This is a genomic window from Fusibacter sp. 3D3 (genome assembly GCF_001748365.1).
Lineage (GTDB): Bacteria > Bacillota > Clostridia > Peptostreptococcales > Acidaminobacteraceae > Fusibacter_A.
In genome coordinates, this window is the sequence record NZ_BDHH01000002.1 from 53,493 (window position 1) to 79,656 (window position 26,164).

At 36.3% G+C, this 26,164-nt stretch carries 28 protein-coding genes and 1 riboswitch; of the genes, 10 read left to right on the forward strand and 18 right to left on the reverse strand.

All coding sequences use genetic code 11. The features are described from left to right. Positions 1-152: 152 nt before the first annotated feature. Positions 153-267, reverse strand: a riboswitch (FMN riboswitch). 71 nt (positions 268-338) lie between these two features. The 6 genes from rbsB to F3D3_RS02180 all read right to left on the reverse strand — a co-directional run bounded on the left by rbsB (position 339) and on the right by F3D3_RS02180 (position 6,134). Beyond that, complete coding sequence (rbsB, locus tag F3D3_RS02155; RefSeq protein ID WP_069870797.1) at positions 339-1,298, reverse strand: ribose ABC transporter substrate-binding protein RbsB; 960 nt, start codon at positions 1,296-1,298, stop codon at positions 339-341. Positions 1,299-1,317: 19 nt separating this feature from the next. Continuing rightward, positions 1,318-2,259 carry a ribose ABC transporter permease gene (rbsC, locus tag F3D3_RS02160; protein ID WP_069870798.1) on the reverse strand — a complete coding sequence of 314 codons (942 nt, stop codon included), beginning with the start codon at positions 2,257-2,259 and terminating at the stop codon, positions 1,318-1,320. Further along, positions 2,259-3,758 carry a ribose ABC transporter ATP-binding protein RbsA gene (gene rbsA, locus F3D3_RS02165; RefSeq protein WP_069870800.1) on the reverse strand — a complete coding sequence of 500 codons (1,500 nt, stop codon included), beginning with the start codon at positions 3,756-3,758 and terminating at the stop codon, positions 2,259-2,261. Before rbsA ends, rbsC begins: the two co-directional genes overlap by 1 nt. Further along, positions 3,758-4,153 carry a D-ribose pyranase gene (rbsD, locus tag F3D3_RS02170; protein ID WP_069870802.1) on the reverse strand — a complete coding sequence of 132 codons (396 nt, stop codon included), beginning with the start codon at positions 4,151-4,153 and terminating at the stop codon, positions 3,758-3,760. Before rbsD ends, rbsA begins: the two co-directional genes overlap by 1 nt. Next, a complete protein-coding gene (rbsK, locus tag F3D3_RS02175) occupies positions 4,154-5,059 on the reverse strand; it encodes a ribokinase (protein ID WP_069870804.1) in 906 nt (301 codons plus the stop codon). Between the two features lie 79 nt (positions 5,060-5,138). Continuing rightward, positions 5,139-6,134, reverse strand: coding sequence for a LacI family DNA-binding transcriptional regulator (locus F3D3_RS02180; protein WP_242877068.1), 996 nt, complete (start codon positions 6,132-6,134; stop codon positions 5,139-5,141). A gap of 155 nt (positions 6,135-6,289) precedes the next feature. On the opposite strand from F3D3_RS02180, the gene F3D3_RS02185 reads away from it, so the two are divergent. The 3 genes from F3D3_RS02185 (at position 6,290) to F3D3_RS25095 (ending at position 8,341) form a co-directional block, all read left to right on the forward strand. Beyond that, entirely contained in the window at positions 6,290-7,372 is a 1,083-nt protein-coding gene (locus F3D3_RS02185) for an AbrB family transcriptional regulator (RefSeq protein ID WP_069870807.1), read from the forward strand. Positions 7,373-7,536: 164 nt separating this feature from the next. Then, positions 7,537-8,208 carry a MerR family transcriptional regulator gene (locus F3D3_RS02190; RefSeq protein ID WP_242877060.1) on the forward strand — a complete coding sequence of 224 codons (672 nt, stop codon included), beginning with the start codon at positions 7,537-7,539 and terminating at the stop codon, positions 8,206-8,208. A 49-nt stretch (positions 8,209-8,257) separates the two neighbouring features. Further along, complete coding sequence (locus F3D3_RS25095; protein WP_374700058.1) at positions 8,258-8,341, forward strand: hypothetical protein; 84 nt, start codon at positions 8,258-8,260, stop codon at positions 8,339-8,341. Between the two features lie 360 nt (positions 8,342-8,701). On the opposite strand, the gene F3D3_RS02195 is transcribed toward F3D3_RS25095, so the two are convergent. Continuing rightward, positions 8,702-9,136 (reverse strand): PBECR2 nuclease fold domain-containing protein, encoded by a 435-nt coding sequence (locus F3D3_RS02195; protein WP_175438261.1) that lies wholly within the window; start codon positions 9,134-9,136, stop codon positions 8,702-8,704. A 177-nt stretch (positions 9,137-9,313) separates the two neighbouring features. Here F3D3_RS02195 and F3D3_RS25100 point away from each other — a divergent pair, with 177 nt between their 5' ends. Both F3D3_RS25100 and F3D3_RS02200 read left to right on the forward strand, forming a co-directional pair. Further along, entirely contained in the window at positions 9,314-9,496 is a 183-nt protein-coding gene (locus tag F3D3_RS25100; RefSeq protein WP_084388766.1) for a transposase, read from the forward strand. 74 nt (positions 9,497-9,570) lie between these two features. Continuing rightward, positions 9,571-9,984, forward strand: a complete 414-nt coding sequence (locus tag F3D3_RS02200; protein ID WP_374700059.1) for a transposase — start codon at positions 9,571-9,573, stop codon at positions 9,982-9,984. 1,223 nt (positions 9,985-11,207) lie between these two features. Here F3D3_RS02200 and F3D3_RS02205 read toward each other — a convergent pair. Continuing rightward, positions 11,208-11,834 carry a hypothetical protein gene (locus tag F3D3_RS02205; RefSeq protein ID WP_069870813.1) on the reverse strand — a complete coding sequence of 209 codons (627 nt, stop codon included), beginning with the start codon at positions 11,832-11,834 and terminating at the stop codon, positions 11,208-11,210. A gap of 117 nt (positions 11,835-11,951) precedes the next feature. Here F3D3_RS02205 and F3D3_RS02210 point away from each other — a divergent pair, with 117 nt between their 5' ends. Beyond that, complete coding sequence (locus tag F3D3_RS02210; protein ID WP_069870815.1) at positions 11,952-12,161, forward strand: hypothetical protein; 210 nt, start codon at positions 11,952-11,954, stop codon at positions 12,159-12,161. Between the two features lie 605 nt (positions 12,162-12,766). Here F3D3_RS02210 and F3D3_RS02215 read toward each other — a convergent pair. Further along, positions 12,767-13,639, reverse strand: coding sequence for a transposase (locus F3D3_RS02215; protein WP_069870816.1), 873 nt, complete (start codon positions 13,637-13,639; stop codon positions 12,767-12,769). Between the two features lie 338 nt (positions 13,640-13,977). Between F3D3_RS02215 and F3D3_RS23975 the strand changes: the two genes are divergently transcribed. Beyond that, a complete protein-coding gene (locus F3D3_RS23975; RefSeq protein ID WP_175438263.1) occupies positions 13,978-14,142 on the forward strand; it encodes a hypothetical protein in 165 nt (54 codons plus the stop codon). A 186-nt stretch (positions 14,143-14,328) separates the two neighbouring features. Here F3D3_RS23975 and F3D3_RS02225 read toward each other — a convergent pair whose 3' ends face one another. The 9 genes from F3D3_RS02225 to F3D3_RS02265 all read right to left on the reverse strand — a co-directional run bounded on the left by F3D3_RS02225 (position 14,329) and on the right by F3D3_RS02265 (position 21,860). Beyond that, on the reverse strand, positions 14,329-15,075 hold the full coding sequence (locus F3D3_RS02225; protein WP_069870821.1) for a hypothetical protein: 747 nt from the start codon (positions 15,073-15,075) through the stop codon (positions 14,329-14,331). Between the two features lie 10 nt (positions 15,076-15,085). Then, the gene (locus F3D3_RS02230; RefSeq protein ID WP_069870822.1) at positions 15,086-15,853 is read right to left on the reverse strand and encodes a hypothetical protein; all 768 of its coding nucleotides are present in this window, start codon (positions 15,851-15,853) and stop codon (positions 15,086-15,088) included. A gap of 269 nt (positions 15,854-16,122) precedes the next feature. Next, complete coding sequence (locus tag F3D3_RS02235; RefSeq protein WP_069870824.1) at positions 16,123-16,602, reverse strand: hypothetical protein; 480 nt, start codon at positions 16,600-16,602, stop codon at positions 16,123-16,125. Between the two features lie 71 nt (positions 16,603-16,673). Next, positions 16,674-17,945, reverse strand: a complete 1,272-nt coding sequence (locus tag F3D3_RS02240) for a hypothetical protein (RefSeq protein WP_069870826.1) — start codon at positions 17,943-17,945, stop codon at positions 16,674-16,676. 50 nt (positions 17,946-17,995) lie between these two features. Further along, positions 17,996-18,457 (reverse strand): hypothetical protein, encoded by a 462-nt coding sequence (locus tag F3D3_RS02245; RefSeq protein ID WP_139131994.1) that lies wholly within the window; start codon positions 18,455-18,457, stop codon positions 17,996-17,998. Positions 18,458-18,518: 61 nt separating this feature from the next. After that, complete coding sequence (locus F3D3_RS02250; protein WP_069870829.1) at positions 18,519-19,244, reverse strand: DUF4367 domain-containing protein; 726 nt, start codon at positions 19,242-19,244, stop codon at positions 18,519-18,521. Further along, complete coding sequence (locus F3D3_RS02255; RefSeq protein WP_069870831.1) at positions 19,234-19,818, reverse strand: RNA polymerase sigma factor; 585 nt, start codon at positions 19,816-19,818, stop codon at positions 19,234-19,236. The genes F3D3_RS02250 and F3D3_RS02255 overlap by 11 nt, the downstream gene beginning before the upstream one ends. Before the next feature lie 519 nt (positions 19,819-20,337). Further along, positions 20,338-20,823, reverse strand: coding sequence for a DUF4367 domain-containing protein (locus tag F3D3_RS02260; protein ID WP_069870833.1), 486 nt, complete (start codon positions 20,821-20,823; stop codon positions 20,338-20,340). Between the two features lie 134 nt (positions 20,824-20,957). After that, positions 20,958-21,860: a DMT family transporter gene (locus F3D3_RS02265; protein WP_069870834.1), complete on the reverse strand. Its 903-nt coding sequence runs from the start codon at positions 21,858-21,860 to the stop codon at positions 20,958-20,960. 345 nt (positions 21,861-22,205) lie between these two features. Here F3D3_RS02265 and F3D3_RS02270 point away from each other — a divergent pair, with 345 nt between their 5' ends. From F3D3_RS02270 to F3D3_RS02280, 3 genes are all read left to right on the forward strand, one after another. After that, positions 22,206-23,360, forward strand: a complete 1,155-nt coding sequence (locus tag F3D3_RS02270) for a double-cubane-cluster-containing anaerobic reductase (protein WP_069870836.1) — start codon at positions 22,206-22,208, stop codon at positions 23,358-23,360. A gap of 2 nt (positions 23,361-23,362) precedes the next feature. Continuing rightward, complete coding sequence (locus tag F3D3_RS02275) at positions 23,363-24,139, forward strand: acyl-CoA dehydratase activase (RefSeq protein ID WP_069870838.1); 777 nt, start codon at positions 23,363-23,365, stop codon at positions 24,137-24,139. A gap of 168 nt (positions 24,140-24,307) precedes the next feature. Continuing rightward, on the forward strand, positions 24,308-26,101 hold the full coding sequence (locus F3D3_RS02280; protein ID WP_069870840.1) for a GGDEF domain-containing protein: 1,794 nt from the start codon (positions 24,308-24,310) through the stop codon (positions 26,099-26,101). Positions 26,102-26,164: the final 63 nt, after the last annotated feature.

A 26,164-nucleotide genomic window follows, 5' to 3' on the forward strand; every position in this document is an offset into this window, starting at 1 on the left:
CTTTTAAGCGTTGTGCTTTTGTGATAATTAATGATCAAAAAAACTAATGATATTAAAAAAACTCTGAAATGGATTAACATTTCAGAGCCTATTCACAAAATCATCATAATATATGTTGCACTCAAAAAGGTGTACAATACATTTATGAAATCTTTGATCTTCTTTCATCCAGACTTTACTGTCGGCTTCGGAGTTACACCGAATCATACCTTGCGGCTCGTGGGCTATACCACCGGTAGGGAATTGCACCCTGCCCTGAAGATTCTATTAAGTTACTGACATCTTAGCACAGTAAAATTTAGCTGTCAATTGCCTTTATTTTTAATATGCCTCTTTTTTTAGTTCTTCATAATCAATTTCAAATCCACTGGTACAAATGCATCCACAGTCTCACCGTTTAATACCTTTTGAGCATATTCAACGCCAAGTCCACCAATCATGTCGGGTTGTTGAGCAACAGTAGCTGCCAAGGTGCCTTCTTCAACTGCTTTCACAGCGTCATCAGTTGCATCGAATCCAACCACCATGATATCTCTTCCTGAGGCTTGAATTGCTTTTAAAGCACCAAGTGCCATTTCGTCATTATGCGCGAAAACAGCGTTGATTTCTGGTTGTGCTTGAAGAATGTTTTCCATTACAGATAAGCCTTTAGTACGATCAAAATCTGCAACTTGTTTTGCAACCACTTCTACCGAAGATCCTTCAAGTGCTGTGTTGAAACCAAGACCGCGATCTCTCGCTGCAGAAGTCCCTGCAATACCTTCAAGTTCTACCACTTTACCAGTGCCATTAAGCTGTGACACAACGTATTCACCAGCCATTTTACCACCAGCGACGTTATCTGAAGCAATATGTGTTACCACTTCACCTGCATTTGCACCTCTATCAAGTGTGATTACTGGAATAGATTTTGCGTTTGCAGCTTTAATCGCATTAACCACTGCATCTGAATCCGTTGGGTTGATCAAGATGACACTCACTTCCTGTGTCAACAAATCTTCAACATTGCTGAGTTCTTTTGCTGGATCGTTTTGAGAATCTAAAACGATGATTTCCATACCAAGTGCTTTCGCTTTGGCTTCAGCACCTTCTTTTAAAGTGACAAAGAAAGGGTTATCCAGTGTCGAAACGACTAAACCAATTTTTGCTACTGCTGGGTCGGTTGACTCTGGAGCAGTTGCTTCTGGCGCTGGTGTTGTTGCTTCTGGTGTTGCTACTGGTGCCGCTTCTTTTGCACACCCTGCAAGTGCTGTAAATGCAAGCAACATAATTAATAGTAATGCTAATATTTTTTTCATTTTACATCTCCCCTTAAAACTATTTTTGTTTTCTATCTAAAAGAACTGCGATCAAAATGACCAAGCCCTTTAGTAGCAATTGATAATACGAACTAACATTCATTAAGTTCAGTGCATTGTTTAAAATACCGATGATAAGCGCGCCTACGATGGTCCCTAATATGGACCCCACACCGCCCGCAAGACTCGTTCCGCCAAGAACAACAGCAGCTATAGCATCGAGCTCATAACCACTCCCTGCCGTGGGTTGAGCGGATGATAATCGGCTGGTGATGATAATGCCTGCAAGCGCTGCCAATAAGCCATTAATCCCGTAGACGAAAATCTTGATACGATCTACATTGATCCCAGATAATTCAGTGGCATCTTCATTGCCACCAAGGGCGTAAACATAACGTCCAAACGTCGTGTTTTTCAAGATGAAATAGCCAAAAGAAAAAATCGCAATCATGATCAATACTGGGTTTGGTATATTGAAAATATAACCCTCCCCGATCTTATTAAAGAGCTCTCCATAAGCATCATAGCCTGTGGAAATAGGCTTCCCATTGGTAAAAACCATGGTTGCACCTCTTAAAATGGTCATCGTTGCCAGAGTTACAATAAAAGGCTGTAATCTGCCTTTACTGATGATAACCCCATTGAGCATGCCCAATCCCAGCCCTAAAAGAAGTGAAAAAAAGACTGCCAAAAGTGGATGAACACCACTAAAAATCATGAAGGCACTGGTTGCACCCGTAAAGGCAAGCGTGGATCCAATCGACAAGTCAATCCCACCTGTTAAGATAACAAAGGTCATTCCAGCTGCAATGATAGAGTTTATTGAGGTTTGTCTTAACACATTGGATATATTGGACAAAGTCAGAAAACGATCGTTTAGCAACGAAATGATTAAAGAAAATAGAATGAGACCTATAATGGATCTGTATTTAACCAACGTTGATTTAAGCTTTACATTCATTAATTTAAATCCTCCCTACTCCCAATGGCTAATTTCATAATTTTTTCCTGTGTGGCCTCTTTTATTTCCAATATGCCTGATACAGTCCCCTCGTGCATCACCATGACACGATCGCTCATGCCTAGAATTTCTGGAATTTCAGAAGAAATCATAATAATACTCATGCCTTTTTTCTTAAACTGATTCATGAGTTCATAGATTTCCTTTTTAGCGCCAACATCAACGCCTCTTGTGGGTTCATCTAAAATTAAAATATCCGGTCCTGTTAAAAGGCTCTTGCCAATACTCACTTTTTGTTGATTCCCACCACTGAGATTTTTGACCCGTTGATTGACTGAAGGCGTCTTGATCGACATACTTTCAATCATACTTTCTGTTTTTTCTGACTCTTCTCTTTTATTAATTACCATTGCAACCGACATTTTTTTAAGTGCAGATAAACTCATATTTTCTTTGACACTCATGCTCAGTATCAACCCATCACCTTTGCGATCTTCAGAAACATAAGTAATGCCATTTTCAATTGCTTCACCTGTATTTTTAAAGCGCTTTCGAGTCCCACGTAAAAATATTTCACCACTTTCAGAGGCGATTGCACCGACTATCGTCTTTGCAAGTTCTGTCCTTTGAGAGCCCATTAGACCCGCAATCCCTAGGATTTCACCTTCTCTAAGATTAAAATTAATGTTTCTAATGTGTTTGTTCTTCAAATTTTTGACTTCTAAAATAGGCGCTTTGATTTCAACTTCAAGTCGAGGATAGAGATCTTCTAACTTTCGCCCCACCATCATCTCGATTAACCTGCTCTCATCCATTTCGCTCACAGGACTTTCTGCTATAAAAGTACCATCTCTTAAAATCGTCACGTCATCACAGATTTCAAAGATTTCTTTTAATCTATGGGAAATATAGATAATGCTTTTATGCTGCGCTTTAAGCGCTCTAATAACCGCAAATAAGCTTTCTGTTTCTTTGTCTGTGAGTGCATCTGTAGGTTCATCCATTATGATCAGTTTCGCATGGATGGACAACGCCTTTGCGATCTCCACCATTTGTTTTTTCCCGATACTCAAATCGGCGACCTTTGCCTTGACATTTTCCCTCATCCCTAACGACTGCATCAACTGCTCTGCTTCTTCATAGAGTGCTTTCCACCTTATGACACCAAATGCATTTCGAGGTTCTCTACCCAAAAATATATTTTCACCAATGGTCAAATGGTCGATTAAATTGAGTTCCTGATGGATGATGGCAATCCCACCTTCTTGAGATTCTCTCGTATTTTTAAAATGAACAGGCTTACCCTCAAAAAGAATTTCACCAGCCGTTCTTTTGTAAACGCCTGAAACAATTTTCATCAATGTAGATTTTCCAGCACCGTTTTCCCCAAGAAGTGCCATCACTTTGCCTTCATAAGCATTAAGTGACACACCATCAAGCGCTTTAACGCCTGGAAATTCTTTTTCTATGCCCTTCATCTGCAACAGCACTTTTTCCATTAAAACGTCACTCCTGACACCAATATAATATTTGCAAAAGGGGTACATTCACCAGTTCTTATAACGGCTCTCGCCTCATTTGTCTTTTTCTTAAAGTCTTCATGTGATACAAAAGTCATTTGATTTTCTGTAAAATTGGCTTCAATTATATTTAAAATCTCAGGATTCAGTGTTTTGAGTTCTTCAGCGAGTATGACAGCTTCTACCTGTACACTGCTTAGAACAACTTCCAACGTCTCCTTAAAACTGGGGATGCCTTGACTTAAAGCTAAATCAATTCGGTTTACATGTTTAGGTATTGGAAGGCCTGCGTCACCTATTACGAGCATATCTGTATGCCCCATCTTGCCCACGATCGCTAAGACTTCAGAATTTAATAGCTTTCCTTTAAACATTTACACACCAAACCTTTCTTGCACTTCTGCCAATGTTGGCAAGGAACTCTGTGCACCCTTTCTCGTCACAGTAATTGCCGCTGCCAAAGTTGCAAAGTCAATACTTGCATCCATGGCCTCACCTCGAGAGAGTGCAAAGAGTAATCCCCCTATAAAACTATCTCCAGCTGCAGTTGTATCCACAGGGACAACTTTTTGTGCCTTGAAGTAGGTCTTTGTAGTGCCATCACATAAAACAGCACCGTGTTCTCCTAGCGTAATCAAGATCTTTTGAGTGCCTAATGCAATGAGATCCCTGACCCCGCGATCAAGCATTCTTTCGTTTTTCGGATCACAGCCTGTTAGCAGCTTAAATTCTGTCTCATTGGGAATTAATAAATCAACATTTTCTAAAATTGATGAAGGCAATCCTTGTGCAGGGGCAGGATTCAAAACAGTAGTCATCCCCTTGCCTTTCGCCATTTTAAAACTTTTTTCTATAATTTCAAGTGGCACTTCTAGTTGTGCGACGAGATAGTCCCCTTCTAAAATTTGCTCTGAAATGTCATGTACTGAAAGTTCAAAATTTGCACCTGGTATGACCACGATCGAATTATCACCACTATCATTGACCATAATAATTGCTGTCCCCGTAGGTGCAGAGTCCGATTTTAACACATGTTTTGTATCCACATGATCTTTACTGAGGCTCTCTGTAAGTTGAGTCCCAAAATCATCACGCCCAACCTTACCGATCATCGAAACATTGCCGCCAAGTCTTCCGATAGTAGCCGCCTGATTAGCCCCTTTCCCACCTGGGATCTTATCAAAACCATTTCCAAGTACCGTTTCTCCAACTACTGGCGTCATATGAACACAGGTCACTAAGTCCATATTTAAACTTCCGAGTACATTAATTTTTTTCATACGAATGTCCTTTCTGTCATCATAAATGCGTTAAGGTAAACGTTTAACCTATCTGTTTTTTAGAGAGCTTTTACGCTCTCTATTTTGTTGTATCACGTATAATCAATTCTGTTTTTAGGACTTCTTCATGTGTTTCAATTTTACTATGATTCAGCATTTTAATTAAAAGTTCAGCAGTCTTATATCCCATGAGATATTTGGGTTGACTCACCGTTGTGAGTTCGGGCTCTATCATGCTCGCCAAATAAATATCATCAAATCCAACAACACCCACTTCATAAGGCACAATCTTTCCGTTTTTCTTTAAAGCCTTTAGGGCCCCAATGGCAATTAAGTCGTTGCCACAAAAAACACCATCAAATGGAATGCCCTGATTGATCACCTTTTCCATGCTCTCGTATCCCGATTCACTGGTGTAATCCCCTTCGAAAATCAAGACATCAGCGTCCTTATATCCGAATTCTTCAAGCGCCTTCTTATAGCCTTCAATCCGAAGCTTAGTGGGCATACTTGTGGCAGGGCCACTGAGATGAATCACTTTAGTATACCCTTTATCAAGCATATACTTTACAGCTTCATACGCTCCGGAAATATTGTCCACCGTAATTTTGCCTTGAGCTTTCAATCCTTCAATTTCACGGTCAAGCGAAATAATCGGAATATTGATGTGTTTTAATGACTCGCTGATCTTAAGCCGTCTACTAGACGCTGTAAAAATAATGCCATCTACCATCTTCTCTTGGAGCATGGCGATGTAAGCATCTTCTTTTGCCACATCATCATCTGTATTGCACAAAATCAGACTGTAACCCTCTTCACTTGCTTTGTCCTCAGCACCTCTTGCCACTTCTGGGAAAAAGGGATTGGCAATATTCGGAATGACGAGCCCAATACTTTTGGTCTCTTTGGTAATCATGCTACTCGCCACACGATTGGGCACATAACCCGTCTCTTTTATGATTTTAAAAATGCGATCTCGCGTTTCCTGAGATATTTTGGCATCTTTCTTATTAATTACTTTTGAAACCGTTGCAATGGACACATCTGCCATCCGAGCGATATCTTTTATTGTCACTTTCAAATGAGAATCTCCTTCAGGGTAAACGTTTACCCTATTTCTAAATTCATTATATCAACTTCTGATTTTCTTTTCAAGTCCTTTTTAGAGCATTGAAAAAATGCACCAGTAGATTATAATGTAAAGTAACACAAAGAAATGGAGGTCTACACTTGAATTCAATCGTTATAGGGATCATTCTTTTTACAGTAAGCTACATAGGCTATCGTTTGTTTAATTTAATTCATTTTCCTGCAAGTCGACTTGTCGGACCTATTTTTGCAGTTGCGCTCATGCAAGCTTTTGGCTTATCCATAGAAATTCCAAGCTTTTTTAAAATGGCTTTTTCAGTGATCTTCGGTATTTATTTAGGGCTTCGTTTTGATAAAAGTGCACAAAAAAGACTCCTCAAAGCGATTGTCCCCGCTCTGGTCCTCTCAGTGTCTTATATTTTCATCACCATGATCTATGGCCGCATTTTAACTTCTGTAAGCCATATGGATCAAAACACTGCTTTTTTATCGGTTATTCCTGGTGGTGTGGCTGAGGCAGGCGTACTTGCGGTTTCATTTGGTGCAAATCTTGCCCAAGTTTCATCTTTTCAGCTCGTCAGATATCTTTCAATCGTTTTGGTTATGCCCCTACTTTCAAAATACATCATCGTCCCATTAGTCAACCGTCATAAAGTGGGTGAAGATCAAATCACAAAAGTAAATTCTTTAGAAAAAGCCGTCGTTTTCGAAAAAAATCCAGATGAAAATCAAATCACCTATTCTTCTATATGGTTTTTTATAGTCGGCAGTATAGGCTCTTTTCTATTTTACAAAGTCCATTTTCCAGCGGCATTACTGCTAGGGGCCACGGTCTTCGTCGCTGCTTTGCAAACTCTAGCACCTGTACATTTTAAACTGCCCAATGTGAAATATTACGAATGGGCACAGATCGGGATGGGGGCCATCATTGGCACGAGCTTTACAAAAGAGAGTTTTATCGAAATGGGCACGCTCGTTGTACCAATGCTCATGATGACTTTTTTAATCGTGACCACCAGTATCTTTCTTGGTTTTGTCTTTTCAAAGCTTTTTAAAATGGACTATATGACTGGTTTGATGAGTGTCCTTCCAGGTGGTATTTCAACGATGATTGTTTTAGCCGAAGATTTGGATGCCGATGTGGTTACCATCAGCACATTACAATTGGCACGGCTCATCACTGCAGTTGCAATTATCCCTATTCTCTATCAATGGTTGCTTTGATAGCAAATCCATTAAAGGGATTCAGGATCCTATTGCTTTGCCAGATGCCACTCTGTTTGTCGGTTTAAAAAAATATTTAAAATCAAGGCTTGACTCTCCTTTTACAGGAGGCCTTAAACTAAGGTTGAGGGTGCACACTCAGTCAGTATAGGAGGTCGTTAAATATGTATAGAATCGGCGAATTTTCAAAGGTCAATTCAGTTTCAATCAAGACTCTTCATTATTACGATGAGCTCGGTTTACTCACGCCCATAAAAGTGGATAAAAGTACAGGATACCGCTATTATGGCGCCGAACAAATATTGAAGCTCAATCAAATTCTTGCGTTTAAGGAAGCAGGATGTTCGCTTACTGAAATTCTGGAAATTTTAAAGGGTGACAAACCCAATAAAGAAATCATCCGAATCTTAGAAGATAAGGCCGATGGTGTAGATGAAGCGCTTCGCACAGAGCAAGAGCGTATTCAACGCCTCCGAACCAATATTTTTTTACTTAAAAACGGAGGCATTCCCATGGAAAATAACGTTACAATCAAAATAATTGAACCTATTTTAGTCGCAGCACTTTCTAAAAAGATCTATGCTTTTGATGATATGGGCCCACTTTGGGAAACGCTCAATCATGAGATTGATCTTAAAAAAGGCAAAAAATCGCTGCCTTGTATGACGCTTTACCACGATGGCTTTGATGCAAGTAAGGGCATTACTGTGGAGGTGATTGAACCGCTTTCAAAACCCATTGAAGGTACAAATGCAATGAAGGTTTATGAGCTTCCAGCGCATTCAAAAGTGGCATGTATCGTTCACATTGGTTCTTTCGATACCATAAACCTATAGTATCATCCAAAACTGGATTAAAGAAAACCAGTATGAACTCGATGGCCCTGTGAGAGAAATATACCACAAGGGCGATTGGATTACTGAAAATCCAGATGAATATGTGACGGAGATTCAGTATTTGTTAAAATAGTTAAAGTATCCAAAGTCAAAATGTTGGACAACCCACTCCCCTATGATGCGTTTATGAAAAGTACGCGATACAGAATTAGGAAGCGGGTTCGTTCGAAACTGGCTGCTGACCTATAGGCCATTGGAATGTGCCATGTGTCAGCAGGTTATAAGCAGCTTGTTTTTGTTTTAAAAAAGTGTTCCTATCCATCAGTGGTTTTTTTAACAATAAAAAACCTCTCATATGTGAGAGGTTTAAATTTCTAATAGATTAATTGGTAGGATGGCACTCCTACATCTCTTTAAAGACCAACAAGTGGCGTGGCAGCTACCCTTTCTGCCCTCAACTAATCTACTTTATATTGTTACTTATATTATAACTCTAAAATACCTCTTCGTCAATACTTTTCTTACTATCGTACTCGTCATAAATATCTTCAACAGAAACCCAACGACCTGAATTCATCCTGTTTTTAAGCTTTGATTCACTAATTGGATATAAACTCCTAAAAATTAACTGTCCTGAATTGGATATTCTTACAGCAACCATAGAAAAAGAATTTATTTTCTTAACAAATTCAATCCCACTCCCATCAGGGTTGATTCCAACATAATCAGGATTATTAACAATATCAGGTATTGATCTTATATTAAGCAAATAATCTTCATGTGAACTATATTCTTCCCTATGTTTTTCGATATATTCCAATCTGTCTTTCCACATAATGATTTCATCATCTAAATCTTCAAGCTGAAATTTTTTAACAATAGGCAATGGAACTCTTCCCAAGATTACCTTGCTTTCGCCACTTTTCAAGCGATCGATAACTGTGTTCATATAAACAACCACTTCCACATGTTTATTACCATAATTAGTATTATATCATCGTCAAGGTAAAAAGTCCATTAAACAATATTTGCAATTCCCCCCACAACCCGCCCTAAGTTGTCTGTTCTTTTAAAACCTTTATCCGTATTCCGATGAAAAATTGTGATGATCCTTGATCATTCAAAGATTCAGTATGCAGATAGGCTGACTTTAATGTACGTCCCTCCTTACAGACCACAATTGAATTTAATCGAGGGACTCTGGGGGATGGTTAAAAATCGACACGATCAACAATGCTTTTTTTCCAACGGTTCAAGCAATAAAATTAGTTGTTATAGCGTTTATTAAGCGTGTGAATACAACTCAAGAAGCAGTAATTCAAAGATTGTGCTTTAAATTGTAATAACACTATCACGATTCATATAGATGCTTTCTTTGCATGGATAAAAATCAAACGTGATGAAGTGCCTTCTCAATCTGAAACGGGAAAAGGATTTACCTATTGTATTAATCAAGAAAAATACTTGCGAACATTCCTTGAACATGCAGATTTGCCTCTAGATAACAACGCAACTGAATCTGCCATCAGAGGTTTCTGTATTGGCAAGAAAAACTGGGTCCTCATAGATACAGTTGAAGGTGCAAAAGCAAGCGCAATCATCTATAGCATTGCTGAAACAGCAAAAGCGAACAATTTAAAACCTTATCAATATTTTAGATATTTACTTGAAGAGATCCCTAAACATATGGAAGACAAGACTTTAACTTTCTTAGATAACTTGCTCCCTTGGAGTGAAAATCTTCCGGATGAATGTAAAAAATTGAATCAAATATAACTGCTGTTTCAGGGCAGTTTTTTTTACATAGGTACTCATGGTTTACCGTTTACTAATTTCCCATTATATAGTCTCCGTTTTGAGGTCTAATTGTTTTCAAACCGCTATATTGTCCCAATATCAATAATGTAAGTATATCTCTTTTTAGCCATTATATCCATAAAAAGTATATATTATATAATTTAAAGTATTTTTCACAATATATTCAATTGAATCACAAACTGCATATGTGTAAGTTTGAACATCGCTTAAGCCAAGACTTGCTCCTGCTGAAATTGAACCGAATCCAGGGATAAGACTTATCGCACTCAGAATAGTTGCTTGTACAGCTTGATCATCTCTGGCTTCTTTGAATTTTTGTTCTACAAATTCTAAATCTGCAATATGCTAATCTAAATTGTGAATAGTTTTTGTTACTGTTGCACTCATAAATAAGCTCCGTATTTTTAATATTATAATTTGATCGATCTATTATTAATAACTTTTTCTGAGTAAAAAAGTAAACGCTCTAAAAAAAATTAGGCTAAATTTCCTTAAATACAAATTATCACTGAATTGTAATTGTAAATATCCCTACAAACAGGGTATCTAAAGAAGTAATTGCATCATAACTTCAAATATACAAATACATATTAAGCACAACAAAGTTGAGGTTAAGTCAGTTGATAGCATCTCACCCGTACGAGAGAATAGTGTAGGATCATTAATCTCGTTCAAGTAAATACTATGAAGTAACTGAAAAAAATCAACTGAACTCAAATTTGAGCGTAAAAAGGTAATGATTTTGATTGATAAATATAAAATAATTAAGTTGAATGATTAGTAAATAACGGTGTTAGACACTTTTTGGGGAAGCAACTTCCCTTGGCCTTTACTGTATCTGTTCATTTTGATGCATTTGTTCTGTCAAATTAGGCGTTACTTCCGTTTGGGGTATCCTACACCTTTTTTAGGAATCTTTAATTGATATAAATCAAAATGAATTACCTGTTGCCCTAATTTGAAAAATTCGTTATAATAATTATGCAATTTTTGTGTTTTTTCTACGAATGCCACAAGACAAAGTGCAATGAGATTAAGGTGGTGTCGCGACCATCTTTTTTAGTACAAAAATCCTCCTACTATGTTTATTCGACATTGATAGGAGGATTTCCTTTTTGAATTTTAAATTTTTTTATTTTTTTGGCTATCTATTTCCCGACAGCCCCACATCCCCCCAAGGGTTATATTGCTATAGCTGCCATATCGCCATACAATAATTGGAGTTTTATCAAAAATACATTAAAAGCAATAAAAGTTCCTATTGTTGCCGCGACTGCCGCACCAAATGGAGTAATTGTAAATCCAGCTGCGTAGGTTAGAATACCTGCTAAAGAGCCTCCAACTGCGCCACCAGCAATAGCAGTTTCAATGACTTCTAAACCTGCTTTATTACACATCAACATCCATCCAGTTTGTTTAGCAACCACGGTTCCAACGTATGTAAAGCTAATAAAGGCGTCATCAATTGTACTTCTAGATAATGAAGTTAGCTTCAAATCGCTTTCAGTAATAAAACTTTTGACTGATACTTTGGAAACACTATTCTTTTGAAGTTCATATTCCTTTTCCAAATTATTCATTTCCTTCATCAAATTCTCTTGTTCTTGAACACTCATTTTTTTGATAATCGGGGTAAGTGATTCTTCTAATAAAGTACTTTGCTCTTTGTCAAGACCATTAACTTGTGAAATGCTTTTAACTGCAACTTTAATGACTTTCTGACTTGTATCGTTTGAATTTGCAAAAGAAGAAGTTGATACTGTAAAAAGCATAATAACGGAAAGTAGTAAAGAAAGTGTTTTTTTCATTTTGAATCCTCCTCAAATTTTATAAATATTATTTTCTTTCAATTATCAATTGATATGATATAATAAAAATAGAAAATAATCAAATATAAATATTTTTTTTGAAAAAGAGGTGTACATATGAATAAAAGTTTTATTTTTACAAAAGATACCCTTATTACAATTGCTATTTTGTGTTTGTTTATTTTGATGGCAATTGATTTTATGCGATTTTTTTTCCCAAAAAAAATTGGGTGTGAAAAAAGAGTCGAAAATTCTAAATACGGTCTTTTGGTAGAAATTTTATTTTTTGTTTTTTTTATTATTTATCAATTAATAGATCTTTTATAATTTTAAAGTCTATCATGCGAAAGAAAATAACTACAAGAACAATAAAATGCAGATGTCAAATTTCAATTGTTCTTGATGAAACGTAGTTAGAAGCAGTTCACTTAAGAACAGTGTGCTAAGGCTACTGGTATTTGTAATACAGCTGATAATGTCATCACGTTATATTGATGGCGGCAGATAAAACGTCCTTTCTAGAGAGAAGCATCAAATCTGACAATGCTCGGCGAAAACTAAATGGTCGTGCTGAAGAAAAACTGATTAAAATTGCACGCGGACCTGCTCCAGATGGACGCTTCGCTTTTTAGAAGACAAAGCAAAAGTTGAACTTGATGTCTCAGTGAGCAAGAATACCATCGGAATGGCCTCTAAAAAACGAATTGCGACCTCACAAAAACAACTACTGGCGCATCCCGCGAAAAGAAAATGCCGCGTACTAACGGTGTCAGAGAAGGTTCCGAAAAAGTCTAGTAAATTGCCAGCCTAACTTGCCGAATTAATAAATATTCATTTTTCTCTTATTTGTATGATAAATCTACAAGTCACAAGCAAAATACTTGTTAATAACCGGTCCATTTTTCATAGATTTGGTGCATAACCTCTCTATTTTAACTCGAAAGGGCATACGTATCCTTAGACTTTTCCAATAGGTTTATAACTCGGATCAAATTAACGGCAATATTTGACAAAGCTACATGTTTTGTTGTAGCTTCAAGACCAATGAACCTCGTTCTTCTCATCATATGGTTTGTTACACCGGCTGCAAATCTTCTTTCGATTTTAAACCTTCGTTTTTTCGCTTCTTGAAAAGCTTCTGTTTTTACTCGTTCTTGGTCTTTTAAAATTGCATCAAATCGAGCCTTTGCAACAAATGACTTCGATGTTCCCAGATAAACTTTTTCTTTTTTTCCAAGACATTCATTGCGTTTAGGACACTGGCGACAATACTCAGAACTAACTTTATACACACGATTTAACGCATTGCTGCTTAGTTTGAATCCGTCTACAACAACGCCATTTGGACATATAAGTGTATTCCCATTGTCTTGGAACTGACAATCACTACAGGTATAAGTTTCCTTTTCTTTTTCTGATATTGTATAAAAATCTATGTTACTGGTAATATCTTTATCATAAAGATAAGCTCTTATTTCTGTTGTTGCATAACCTTTGTCGGCGCTGACTTCTTTTGGTTTGAGCGCAAATTCTTCTTCGACCTTGGTGACTAGTTTTGGCAATAGTCTATCATCATTTACATTAAACGGCGTGACTTCATAAGATGGTATTATTTCACTGTCTTCATCAGTGATAATACTATTCTTATAACCTGTTTTTGCATGACCTGGAGATTTATAAGCAACCCTTGCTTCAGTATCAACGACACTAATTATTCTTCCGCCTTCATCCTCAACTCGTTTTTTACATAGGGCAAATGCTTTGGTTAACTTCTCATTATCGGCAAATTCCTCATGGATACACATATATAGCTCATTGAGATGCCTTTTGACAATCTCATTATATTCACCTATGCTAAATTTTTTATAACGGTGTCAGACACTTTTTGGGGAAGCAACTCCCTTGAGCTTTACTGTATCCGTTCATTTTGCTACATTTGTTCTGTCAAATTAGGCGTTACTTCCGTTTGGGGTATCCGACACCTTTTTGGGTTTCTGGTGGTTTACCGTTTACGATTGTCAAGATTTATAGAAAAGGAGCTATTGCTCATCTAATTTTTTAGATTTGTAACAGCTCCTTTTTAGAGTATTACTTTTGGCTAAAGCGATTTTTAATTTCATAAAAGTAATTTTTAATTTCATATATGAAAATAATGAAAATCATATTGGATGCTACAGTTCTCGTCGTCCAAAATATATCAGGAAAAGGTAAAATTAAATATGAAAATAATAATGTCATCATACTTGGGAAAGACAAAACCATTAAGAATATTAATTTTACAATAGACTTAAACTTCACATTAACTTGAAAATAAGCAAAAACTACAAATGCTATAGAAAGCCTAACTAATTCATACTCTATAACAGCATTTGAATAATTTTTTGAGAGCTCAACAACATAGACACTCATGTATTGAACAATAAAAACAAATAATATGCTACTAAGCAGAAAAGTTATCAATGCTCTTTTGTTTTTTACCAATTCCATCATAATATTAATCCCACCCTGCAAATAAATTAGTAAATGTTACCGAACCATATCCATACGGACTAATACTAGCAATAACATACTTAGTTAGTTTTTGATAATTACCAGAACCTGGCATCAATTCTTCATCTGCCATTAAGTACATATCTGCTCCGCTATAAGTTTTGCTAGTAGAGTCACCTGTTAAACCCGTTGAAGAATTAAATCTTTCTGAAGCATTTATTTGTGTATATAATACTCCGCTATAATAATCTTTTCCAGCACATTTTCTTGACCAATCAATATAATCGACTTCAGCACCTTCACCATCTGAAAGTGAGTTATCGGTTTGCCATGAAATTTTAAATTTCTCAGGGTTTACATAATAAAATACATCATCAATCACTAGTGCTTGCATTGATGAAGATACTGTTACATTCACACCATTAACCCTCTGAGTAATTTCTTTTACTCTTGTAACAGATGTCGGACTTGCTGAAGCTGAATACATCATTATTCCTCCTGATGTATTTGGTTTTACTAGTTCATATTCTTTTACAGATATAACCTCAACCTCAATGTTATCATTACTTTTTGTATAATTCAATTTTGCATCAGAAGTTTTATCTTCTTCATGAGTAATTACGTAATCGTGTTTTAATAAATTATTTATTGCTTCTGAATGACCTGTATCACCTGAAGCATATGAATTTTGTCCAATAATTGAAATAATTATTGTGAAAATAAGAATCAATTGTAATGATTTTTTCTTCATTTTTCCCTCCTTAATTGTTTAATCCATTTACCCAACCATAAATCCAATCATAGAAAGTCTCTGTACTATATGCTAACCCATTCGCCCATGTAATACTATATCTACTAACATCTATGAGTGTTCCATTTTGAAATGAGTTTGAAAGGTAATAATCACTTACAGAATTGTTTTGGGCATAACCTGATTCTGCTCCATAATATGGATTGTATGAATATGATCTGCAATCTTGCTCAATGTATCTCGAATCATCATAGTTTATTCCTTCTGATAGTGTATCATATGTTGCACTATCAAATACTGCACCATCACCATCATAAATTGGGTCTGAAGTTGTCCAAGATATTTTGAAATAATTTGGATTATAGAAATAGGTACTTCCAATTAATTTTCTATAAGCATTAAGTTTTAACGTTATTGTTACAACGTCACCATTTCTGGTAAAACTTTTCGTTTCATACGTACTCACTAGAGTTCCTGTAGAGGATAAACTCATAACATCTAGATTGTTATCAACGACTTCTGTATAAGAACTATGTTCAATTAAAAAAGTCTTATCCGGTGTGTACTTCTTAACAAACTCAGGGTCTTTTCTATAATCATAAAAAATTGTTTCGTTACTCTTTTTGTCAGATTTTGATACATAATCAGAAATAGCTGAAAGTTCATCATGATATTTGATTCCTTGATTATTTTGAGTGTTCAAATCAGTCGAATCTGAAGCAAATGCAGGCATCATTGTTGAAAATATGACAAGCATTATAAGAATTATTTTTTTCATAACTTTATTTTTCCTTCTCTTTTAAATTTTAAATTCACAGTTGATTTGATTTTGTTAGATATTCTACTTATAAATTTGTTTGTAGCACTACTGTTTTTGATTTTGAGGGTTTTAATTTAACTGATTTGTCCATGATAACGGTGTCACATGATAACGGTGTCAGACACTTTTTTTGGAAGTAACGCTCTTGGTCTTTACATTATCCGTTCATTTTGCTAGATTTGTTCTGTTAAATTAGGCGTTACTTCCGTTTGGGGTATCCGACACCTTTATTCTATCTCTACTTTTGTCGTTATCTCTAGAAGTTCATCTAATAACTTTGTAATCTTGTCATATTGAGCCTCGCTGATATTATTGACCTGATAACTTGTAACCAAGTGACTCACTTCAATACTAATTTTATTTAATACGTCATAGAAATAGGGTATATCCTCAGGCATTAGCGTTCTCATTACCAACTGTCGAGTCACTGAATCAAATTTTTCATAAAGCAAATGAGTTCTATTAGGAAACATGGAAAATACTCTGTAGCTAACAGCTACATCTAGTTCCAATAGATTGTTTTCAAGCTCACCAATATCCTCTTGGCCATTTCTCAAATAATAACTCGTTGCGACTCTTAATTGTTGGGATAATGTCTCATAAGAATATGCATAGAGCTTTCTTGCACAGAGACTATACTCCCACAGATGTAAGACAATCAATAAGACAATGACGCCCAATATTTTGAGTGTTTTGTTTTTCTTCATTACGCTCTCCTTTTGTATTTCAGGTAAATAGTACGAACTCAGCATTGTAAAACATCTGTAAGTAAAGTTTATTATGGTGTTACAAGAATTGATGAGCCAATACTATGAGTAATCTTGAGATATTTTGTTGTATATATCCCATTATTGGTAACTGCGCTACAATTGAAGCCACCACTAAAATTAGCATATTTATATATATTACCGCTAATACTTGCTTGATATGTGAATAGACTTTCTGCTCCAAATCCATTATTACTTTCATACCATGGTGAACTCGAGTTAGCATCTGTATTCCAGTAAGTTCCCATAGCTTTTTTGAAAACCCAGTCCACCTTATTTGCGAATGGGGATCCAGCTGGATTGCACTTTGTAGAATAAGTCGTGATCGGTAACGTTAAAAATCTCAATGCACCATTCGATGTAACCAATGGAAGAACCATATTAAAAATTGTTATGTTATTGCTAGGAAGTTGATCAAAGCTCTGCCAATAGCTTTGATTTTCTATCGTTAAATAGGATTCTGTTACAGCAACTGAATTAGGAAGAAATGGTGTATTAAATTGACTTGCAAAATAGTTGTTAATATTCGTCTTATTAGTCCAAGAGCGAATCCACATCTTGGTTGGGTCTCCCGCCTCAGCTTGTGGCGCATGAAAACCTGCCAGATAAACTAGATTTCTATTGTTACCAGAAGCCTGTAATTGATAATTTGAAGTTTCAACTACCTGTGCACTTGGAGCAATCATTTTGGATTCATCAATACTATCATGCCTCGAAGTATTGTTGTTTAAGATATACTTTTCATAAAAAGCATTATTTAATTCAACATCTATTGTCCCGAATGAAAGCATTATTGGATCTTCGCTTGTATCTGTGAGTACTCCGATCGTCATCGATGAAGCTGCCATTCTTTTGTTTTTTTCATCATAACTCAGATCGAAAATAACTTCTTCTGCTTTACCATTACGGTCATATACGTGTCCAGTAAAAACACCTTTAGAAAAATCTGCTTCACTAAGTACATCGTATAAGAGAACTTCTCCTGTAGCTTCTACGCTATAGCTTTCTCCATTTATTATAACAGTTCCTGTTACTTTTGATTCCTCATTTGTACCTTTTTCTAATTTTAGGTCAAACTGTCCTTTCTCACTTCTTGACTGATTTATTGAAGATCCACTTGTACGATCAACACCGATACTTGGTTCTGATGACATTTCATCAAGAGTCATTGAAAAGTCAAGTTCTTCGCTTAATTCATTTTTAACGCTTTCAGTTGCCATCGATAAATTACTAAATATCAACATTAAAATCAATAACATTGAAATTGTTCTTTTCTTTTTCATGATTTTCCTCCATTAATAGTGATCGCATAATAATGATCGCACTTTTTGTTTTAATAATACTTAGAGTCACTGATAAATATGGTTTGCTCCATTTCAAAATTTTTATTAACTACTTTCCCAGTTGAAACAAGCCTGTATTCGTATCCTTTGACTACATAACAGTTTCCTTCTAATTCTAAATTCGACCCGATTGATATATTGGACCATTTCTTCATAGTCACCCAACTACCATTTCTGAGCTGCTGCAAACAGGCCTCAATTTCGACACTATTTACATTTCGTGAACTCAAATTCGATTTTATCGAAACCTTTCCATTATCTGAAATATCAATCACATTTTGAAATATTGAAATATTCACAAACTTAAGTTGAATACCAGATACTTTTACAATGCCTTCATCAAACATTTCGTCACTTCCTGCATAATTCGGTATCGTGCCGTTACTCACTAATACTAATAGTAAAATAGCCCATACCAATCGTTTTTTTAATATTCGATTGATCTCTCTCACCTCCTTCCATAACCTATATAACGTCTGAAAGGCGATTTTGTTACACTTTATTTTAAAAAACTTATTTCAATTCAATACTTTCAGCAATATTCAAAAACGTCTCTTTGTCTAAAGTCCCTAAAATATAAAATGCTTTTTTATCGGTTGCCCAGAGCAGTATACTCAGGTCCTCTTTTTTAACAAATATGCCCGCAGCACCATTAATTTCAATATCTTCAATGCTAGCCCCTTCTGTATCAACTTGTAGATTTGCATCAATTGATGCTTGTGAAAACTCAATCCGATCATTGCTTTCATTTGAGAAGTACATTATTTTTAACGTACCTGAACCTTTAGCATCTACTAACGCATACCCCTTAGGGATATACTGAGGCTCATAGTACGAATCCCACTGCGCCATAATACTTGAAGCCCCATTGAGATCATTTTCCGTAAAGTGAATTGCAGTATATTTTTCAGTCACTTCAGTCACTATATTAAAAATTTTCACCCGAAAGGCTTCAACGCTCATCGTTGTTATGGCAATACCCGTGACAAATATAAGTAAGAAAACAGCGACACGCTTTGAAAATGTGCTCATCCTTACTCTATCTTTATTGCGTTGTTCTTTTTTTATTTGCTCACTTAAATAGGCATTAAACCAAGAGTGAAGTTCATCTGGATACGCTGTACAACTCCTCTTTTCATTAAGATCATCAAACACCTTAACGCTATTTTCCACATGATGCTTTCCAATATAAGCATAATACCCTTCAAGCACCTTCTCATCATCGTGTTCAGATTTCATTTCTACACAGCCCTCCGTATGTATAATCTGTTGATTTTTCTGACAACATCAATTTTTTTAAAGTCTTTTTGGCTCTAACCAATCTTACACGTACATTTTCATGTGATATACTTAGTATTTCAGCAATTTCTTGATCATCAAATTCATGATAATATTTTAAAGCCAGTATATCCGCGTATTCAGCCTTTATTTCAGCTAGTTTTTCTGAAATTATTTTTGCCTCGCCTAATTTGATTACCATATCCTCTAAAGGCAAATTCTTCGTATCTTGTAAATCTTCAAATACTTCTGCTTCAACCACTGTATTTCTCTTTCTTTTTCTATAGAGATCAATTGCAGTATTTTTTACAATCGTGTGTATCAAGAACTTTGTCTTATCTGAATCAACACTGTCGATTCGGTCTATATAATTGACCATTTTCAGAATAGCAGTTTGAACAACGTCTTGTGATTCGTGACCGTCTTTCAATATTTCATGAGCTATGTAAAACATCTGATTGTGGTATTTGAGATAAAGTTTTTCCAAAGTATCTCTCTCTTCTTTAGTGTCTAGATGCATTAAAAATATTAACATAAAACCTCTTCTTCCTTTATTTATTTCACAGTTTCACAATTGATTTTCCCACAGGTACTCTTTACAGTCTAACATATTTAGGTAAAATTTGAATAGAACTTAGATAACGGTGTCATAGATAACGGTGTCAGACACTTTTTGGGGAAGCAACTCCCTTGAGCTTTACTGTATCCGTTCATTTTGCTACATTTGTTCTGTCAAATTAGGCGTTACTTCCGTTTGGGGTATCCGACACCTTTTTGGGTTTCTGGTGGTTTACCGTTTACGATTGTCAAGACTTATAGAAAAGGAGCTATTGCTCATCTAATTTTTTAGATTTGTAACAGCTCCTTTTTAGAGTATTACTTTTGGCTAAAGCGATTTTTAATTTCATAAAAGTAATTTTTAATTTCATATATGGTTAGAGTGTCAAATCTAAAAGCTGAGCAACCTTCTACCTTATGATGTCGTTTACGGGAAATACGCAATACAGCATATAGTAGAGGGTTCGTGCGAAACTGAATTTTAACACTCTAACTCTTATTTCAATTCCAAATTTTCAGCAATATTTAAAAATGTCTCTTTGTCTAAAGTCCCTAAAATATAAAATGCATCCGTATCGGTTGCCCAGAGCAGTATACTCAGATCCTCTTTTTCAACAAATATACCCGCCATTCCATTAATTTCAATGTCTTCAATGCTAGCGTCTTCTGTATCAACTTGTAAGTTTGCATCTATTGATGCCTGTGAAAACTCAATCCGATCATTGCTTCCATTCGAGAAGTACATTATCTTTAATGCACCTGAACCTTTAGCCTCTACTAACGCATACCCTTCGGGGATATAGTCGGGATAATAGTATGAATGCCACTGCTCTATTCTACTTAATGCATCACTTGTATCATTTTCCTTAAAGCGGATTGCAGTATATTTTTCAGTTACGTCAGTCACCATATTAAAAATTTTCACACGAAAGGCTTCAACACTCATTGTTGTTATGGTAATACTTACCAATATCACTCGCATTGTATACTCATTCCGCTGCGCTACCTTCGTAACCCTTGCGCAATCCTATCGGATTGCATTCAGCGGGAGTGAAACTCCCGCTGAATTAGGGAGATGACCCCCACTTTGAGAAGTGGGGGTCATCTCCCCAAGGGTTATATAAACATCACCCCAACACCTGCAAGTGTTATAAAAGTACCGATAACCTCTTTCGCGGTTACTTTTTCGTGTTTTACGAAGAATGCATATGGAATTAAGAGGATCGGCGTTATGGAAATCAAAGTAGATGCCACACCTGGATTGATCTTTTGCACCGCATAAAGCGATAAAGAAATCCCTAAAAAGGGTCCAAAAAACGAGCCTATGGTGAGTGATAAAAGTGCATCTTTTCTTTTTAATGACGCTTTAAATTTGGGCCAGTGTCCTTTAAGGGTAAAGATGACCACAAACCCGATGATTCCCGCCACAAGCCTAATTTGAGTCGCTGCAAAAGGATCATAGCTTGCCATTCCAAATTTACCGATAATATACCCCGCCGCTTGACCAAATGCGCCCCCAAATGCGAGAAGAATTCCCATTAGCGGATGTGAAAAGCTCACTTTCTTACTGCCTTTCTCTGTGATTAATATGACCGATGCGATCCCTGCTAAAGTAATCATCATCCCAATGACTTGTAACAGCGTCATCTTTTCACCTAGGAAGATCAATGCCATAATCCCACTGAGCGGTGGTACACTGGCATAAATCAACATAGAGATTCGAGATCCAATGAGCACAAATGCCTCAAATAAGAGCAAATCTCCAATTACAATGCCCACGAGTCCTGATAACAAAAGCCAAAACCATTCGGATTGCGTGGCATCTGTTGGAAACAAATAACCTCTTGTCACCCCTGTAAAAACGGATAAAAATACAAGTCCAATTAACAATCTCAATAAATTCAAGTTCATAGAGCCTATTTTTTTAGCACTGTGCTCAAATGAAGTGGATGTAACTGCCCAGCATAGTGCTGTGGCTAATGCGGCAATTTCGCCAAAGTAATTCTGTAAGCTTCCCATACGATTTCCTTCCTGACATTTTGATCACTTTGTCATCTATTTTTTATTTTTAGTTTGCAGATCCTCTATACATCTTAAACAATTTCATTCGACCACCTAAATACTTTTCTAATATTACAATACCATCTATTTCTGAATTAGTCATTCAAAAAAATTGATGATTGCAAGAACTGCCATTCTTGATGCTTTTGAATAAAAATCATTACTTTTTTTTATATTAAGCTTCTATTTATAATTTTTTTTTATAGTGTGTATCTTTCATTCGACATTGGAATTTCAATGCTATATGATATTGCTATCAGAACATTTTTTTTCTTATAAGAATTGTAAAATTAGGAGGCTTCCATGTCATTAAGAAAAAATTTACCCGAAATTTTCGATCAATTTGCAGATGCAAGAAAAAACGGTTTTATCGCTGCAAAAGCCTTAAAAGAACAAAACATTCCAATGGTAGGTACCTTTTGTACATACATGCCGCAAGAACTGCCTTTAGCGATGGGCGCGGTAGTTGTATCACTTTGTGCGACATCTGATGAAACCATTCCCGAAGCAGAAAAAGAACTGCCTAGAAACTTGTGCCCTTTAATTAAATCGAGTTATGGCTTTGGCAAAACAGATAAATGTCCTTACTTTTATTTTTCAGACATCGTCGTAGGGGAGACAACTTGTGATGGCAAGAAAAAAATGTATGAGCATATGGCAGAGTTTAAACCCGTCCACGTAATGCAGTTGCCTAATACACAACAATCAGAGGATGCCTTTACGCTTTGGAAAAATGAAATTATAAGACTTAAATCATTGCTTGAAGAAAAATTCAATGTGGAAATCACAGAGACAAAAATTCGAGAAGCCATCGTCCTTAAAAATTTTGAAAGACGCGCTTTAAAACGATTTTATGGTCTTGGAAAACTCAACCCACCTGCGATTACGGGTACAGATATTCTAAAAGTGCTCTATGGAACCACTTTTAAATTTGATCGCAAAGCCAATATTGACGAAATCGAGGCACTCACCGATCGTGTTCTCGCGGCTTATGAAGCAGGTGAAAAACTGGAGCGCAAACCTAGAATTCTCGTTACAGGCTGTCCAATTGGTGGCGTGACAGAAAAAATTGTTAAAGCAATTGAAGATAATGGGGGACAAGTCGTCTTCTTTGAAAACTGTATGGGCGCAAAAGCCATTGAGGATCTCGTGGATGAAAATGAACCTGATGTATATGAAGCACTTGCAAAGAAATACCTTTCTATTGGGTGTTCTTGTATGACACCAAATCCAAATCGAGTGGCTTTACTCGACCGCTCTATAGATGAATATCAAGTAGACGGTGTTATCGATGTGATTCTACAAGCATGTCACACTTATGCCATTGAGACCATCAGCATAAAAAAATTTGTAAATGCCTCCAAGACTATACCTTACATGAGTGTTGAAACCGATTATTCAACAGCCGACATCGGTCAACTTAACACACGTATGGCTGCATTTGTGGAGATGCTCTAATCATGAAAATCATGGGTATCGATTCTGGCTCAACAACGACAAAAGGGGTTATTTTCAATGGTACACACGTTACACATACGCTTATAGTCCCAACGAGCTATAATCCCAAAAGCACCATGGAAAATCTACAATTGGCGCTTCATAAATTAAGTGGTGATGATGAGCACATCCCCGTTTATACAACAGGCTACGGCCGCGATCTGCTCTCCTCTAAAAAACAGAGCATCACAGAAATCACCTGTCACGGCGCAGGTGCCGCTTTTTTAAATGCGGATACAACCACAGTGCTCGACATTGGGGGACAAGATAGCAAAGTGATCCAACTCGATGTTAAAGGCAATGTCATTGACTTTTTAATGAATGATAAATGTGCCGCTGGAACAGGTCGATTTATAGAAGTTATGATGAGAACACTACACAAGGACTTATTGGAATTAGATGATCTCGTTACCTCACACACACCCGTTAAAATCAGCAGCATGTGCGCCGTCTTCGCAGAAAGTGAAGTCATCAGCCTCTTGGCAAAAGGCATTGACCCTGGAGATATTGCACTGGGGGTTCTAGATTCTATCTGTGAACGCTCTGCACATTTCGTCAAAAGGCTAAATAGGGATGCCCCCATTTTCTTTAGTGGCGGCCTCGCACAAAGCAAGAGCATAAAAATCAGCCTTGAAAAACACCTTGGTGTGCCTGTTCATACACATGAAAAGGCACAACTTGTTGGTGCCATTGGTGCAGCAGTAATCGGATACCGAAAATTGTCCGCATCGCGATTATAAAATCTATTAGAAAGCGTCCTTAATCACCCTAATCTCTATCGATCGGTGCTTGATGACGCTTTTATTTTTCATACTAATGCCAAACACCATATAATCGCCACTATTGTTGATTCTCCAAAAAAACCTAGGGTATAATAGGATTATAATGATTCCAAAGGAGTGCTTATTATGACAAAAAAATATACGCTGAACCCCAATTGTAAAAGTTGCCGCGTTTTAAACGCACTCCTAAAACAAAAATGTGAAATTGAAGAAACCTTAAAATGCGCTATTAAAATGACTAAACTCGGTATATGGGAGTGGAATCTTATTACAAATCAAGTGACTTTATCCGATGAAGTTTTCGAAATTACCGGTTATAAAAAAGAAGATTTCAATGATGATTTTGATTATATCTTCACGACATTAATTCACCCACAATCCCAACAACTATTAAATGAATCGATTGCTATTGCTTTGAAAAATGGCATACTCCCACAGGAAGAGTATCGCATTCTCAATTTGAAAAATACACCTTGTTGGGTCAGAATTAATGGTGAGGTGATTTATGATGATCAAGGTCAAAAGATCAAATTGATTGGGACCATCCTCGATGTGACCACCGACTACATGGCTAAGTCAACACTTTCAAATGATTTAAGTTTTTTTGAATCTTTAATGGAGGCCCTCCCTAACCCTATCTTTTATAAGGATAGAGCAGGCCTTTATAAGTTTTGTAATACTGCCTTTTTAGAGTATATCGGTGCTGATAAAGGCAGTGTTTTTAATAAAAGTGTTTTTGAAATTTCTCCAAAAAAACTTGCTGACATCTATCATAAAGCAGACTTAGAGCTCATGGCACAAAAAGGACATCAAGTTTATGAATCCAAGGTGAAATATGCAGATGGGTCTTATCGAGATGTTATCTTTAGCAAAGCTGCTCATGTCGATGAAAATGGTGAGACAGTGGGCTTAGTCGGTATCATTCAAGACATCACAGAAAAGAAAAACATTGAAAAGAAAGAAAAGATACTTCAAAATGTCAGAGATATCTTTTGGAGGATGAATCAAACCATTATGGAATTTGAAAATGAAGCGTCCTTCTTCAACAAAATCCTCAGAGAATTTCCATCCGTGCTCTCGCATTTAGATGAGGCAGTCGTCCTCAAATTTGATGATTCAGAAACCTTGTCCATTCTGACAAACACAGGTTATATTGAAAACGAAACCACACTTTTAAAGACCAAACGTCAAAATCTCTTTTTAAGAAAGGACAATCGCGTTGGCATGTCTAAACCATACATTATCAATGACATTGAAAACAGCAAAGTACATGCGTCACTTATCATTCCGCTTTATTTCAATGATGAAATCAAATGGCTCATTTCTTTAGACAGTAATCGCAATCGTATATTTGATGAAATTGACTTAATTGCCGCAAGATTCATTCAAGAGGAATTACCCTTATTTTACCACATATTTGAACTGACTCGCACTACCTTAAAATTATCTCGATATGACAGTTTGACCAGCTTAATGAATCGGGGTTATTTCGACACGGTTTTAACGGATAAGCTCAACATCGCTGAACTTTCAAATATCTCTATGTCCTTAATTATTTTTGACCTTGATCATTTAAAAAAGATAAATGATCAATTTGGTCATCACAGTGGTGATTTATATCTTAAATCCTTTGCGGACATGCTCATTCAAAATTTTGACATGCCAGATGCCCTAGCCCGGATTGGGGGCGATGAATTCGCCTGCTTAATCTCTTTACTGGATACACCTCAAATAGAAGCATATGTCGATAAATTCAGAAAATTATTTGAAAATACTGAATTCGATTCCGATGAATATAAATTTAAAGGCAGTTTTAGCTATGGTATTGCTTCTTTTCCGAGCGATTCCATGTCAAAGTCTGAACTCATGCGATTAGCCGATAAAAGAATGTATGCCGATAAAAATAGAAACCGCACCTAAATCAAACTATTTTCTCAAAAAAAATTGCCCAATTAAACATCGTTTAACAGGCAATTTTTTATA

Excerpts from the sequence above, each read along its gene's own strand:
- rbsB (WP_069870797.1), bottom strand. The coding sequence starts at position 1,298 with ATGAAAAAAATATTAGCATTACTATTAATTATGTTGCTTGCATTTACA.
- rbsC (WP_069870798.1), bottom strand. The coding sequence starts at position 2,259 with ATGAATGTAAAGCTTAAATCAACGTTGGTTAAATACAGATCCATTATA.
- rbsA (WP_069870800.1), bottom strand. The coding sequence starts at position 3,758 with ATGGAAAAAGTGCTGTTGCAGATGAAGGGCATAGAAAAAGAATTTCCA.
- rbsD (WP_069870802.1), bottom strand. The coding sequence starts at position 4,153 with ATGTTTAAAGGAAAGCTATTAAATTCTGAAGTCTTAGCGATCGTGGGC.
- rbsK (WP_069870804.1), bottom strand. The coding sequence starts at position 5,059 with ATGAAAAAAATTAATGTACTCGGAAGTTTAAATATGGACTTAGTGACC.
- F3D3_RS02190 (WP_242877060.1), top strand. The coding sequence starts at position 7,537 with ATGTATAGAATCGGCGAATTTTCAAAGGTCAATTCAGTTTCAATCAAG.
- F3D3_RS25100 (WP_084388766.1), top strand. The coding sequence starts at position 9,314 with ATGATCCTTGATCATTCAAAGATTCAGTATGCAGATAGGCTGACTTTA.
- F3D3_RS02205 (WP_069870813.1), bottom strand. The coding sequence starts at position 11,834 with ATGAAAAAAACACTTTCTTTACTACTTTCCGTTATTATGCTTTTTACA.
- F3D3_RS02210 (WP_069870815.1), top strand. The coding sequence starts at position 11,952 with ATGAATAAAAGTTTTATTTTTACAAAAGATACCCTTATTACAATTGCT.
- F3D3_RS02215 (WP_069870816.1), bottom strand. The coding sequence starts at position 13,639 with ATGTGTATCCATGAGGAATTTGCCGATAATGAGAAGTTAACCAAAGCA.
- F3D3_RS23975 (WP_175438263.1), top strand. The coding sequence starts at position 13,978 with ATGAAAATAATGAAAATCATATTGGATGCTACAGTTCTCGTCGTCCAA.
- F3D3_RS02225 (WP_069870821.1), bottom strand. The coding sequence starts at position 15,075 with ATGAAGAAAAAATCATTACAATTGATTCTTATTTTCACAATAATTATT.
- F3D3_RS02230 (WP_069870822.1), bottom strand. The coding sequence starts at position 15,853 with ATGAAAAAAATAATTCTTATAATGCTTGTCATATTTTCAACAATGATG.
- F3D3_RS02235 (WP_069870824.1), bottom strand. The coding sequence starts at position 16,602 with ATGAAGAAAAACAAAACACTCAAAATATTGGGCGTCATTGTCTTATTG.
- F3D3_RS02240 (WP_069870826.1), bottom strand. The coding sequence starts at position 17,945 with ATGAAAAAGAAAAGAACAATTTCAATGTTATTGATTTTAATGTTGATA.
- F3D3_RS02250 (WP_069870829.1), bottom strand. The coding sequence starts at position 19,244 with ATGAAATCTGAACACGATGATGAGAAGGTGCTTGAAGGGTATTATGCT.
- F3D3_RS02255 (WP_069870831.1), bottom strand. The coding sequence starts at position 19,818 with ATGTTAATATTTTTAATGCATCTAGACACTAAAGAAGAGAGAGATACT.
- F3D3_RS02260 (WP_069870833.1), bottom strand. The coding sequence starts at position 20,823 with ATGCGAGTGATATTGGTAAGTATTACCATAACAACAATGAGTGTTGAA.
- F3D3_RS02265 (WP_069870834.1), bottom strand. The coding sequence starts at position 21,860 with ATGGGAAGCTTACAGAATTACTTTGGCGAAATTGCCGCATTAGCCACA.
- F3D3_RS02270 (WP_069870836.1), top strand. The coding sequence starts at position 22,206 with ATGTCATTAAGAAAAAATTTACCCGAAATTTTCGATCAATTTGCAGAT.
- F3D3_RS02275 (WP_069870838.1), top strand. The coding sequence starts at position 23,363 with ATGAAAATCATGGGTATCGATTCTGGCTCAACAACGACAAAAGGGGTT.
- F3D3_RS02280 (WP_069870840.1), top strand. The coding sequence starts at position 24,308 with ATGACAAAAAAATATACGCTGAACCCCAATTGTAAAAGTTGCCGCGTT.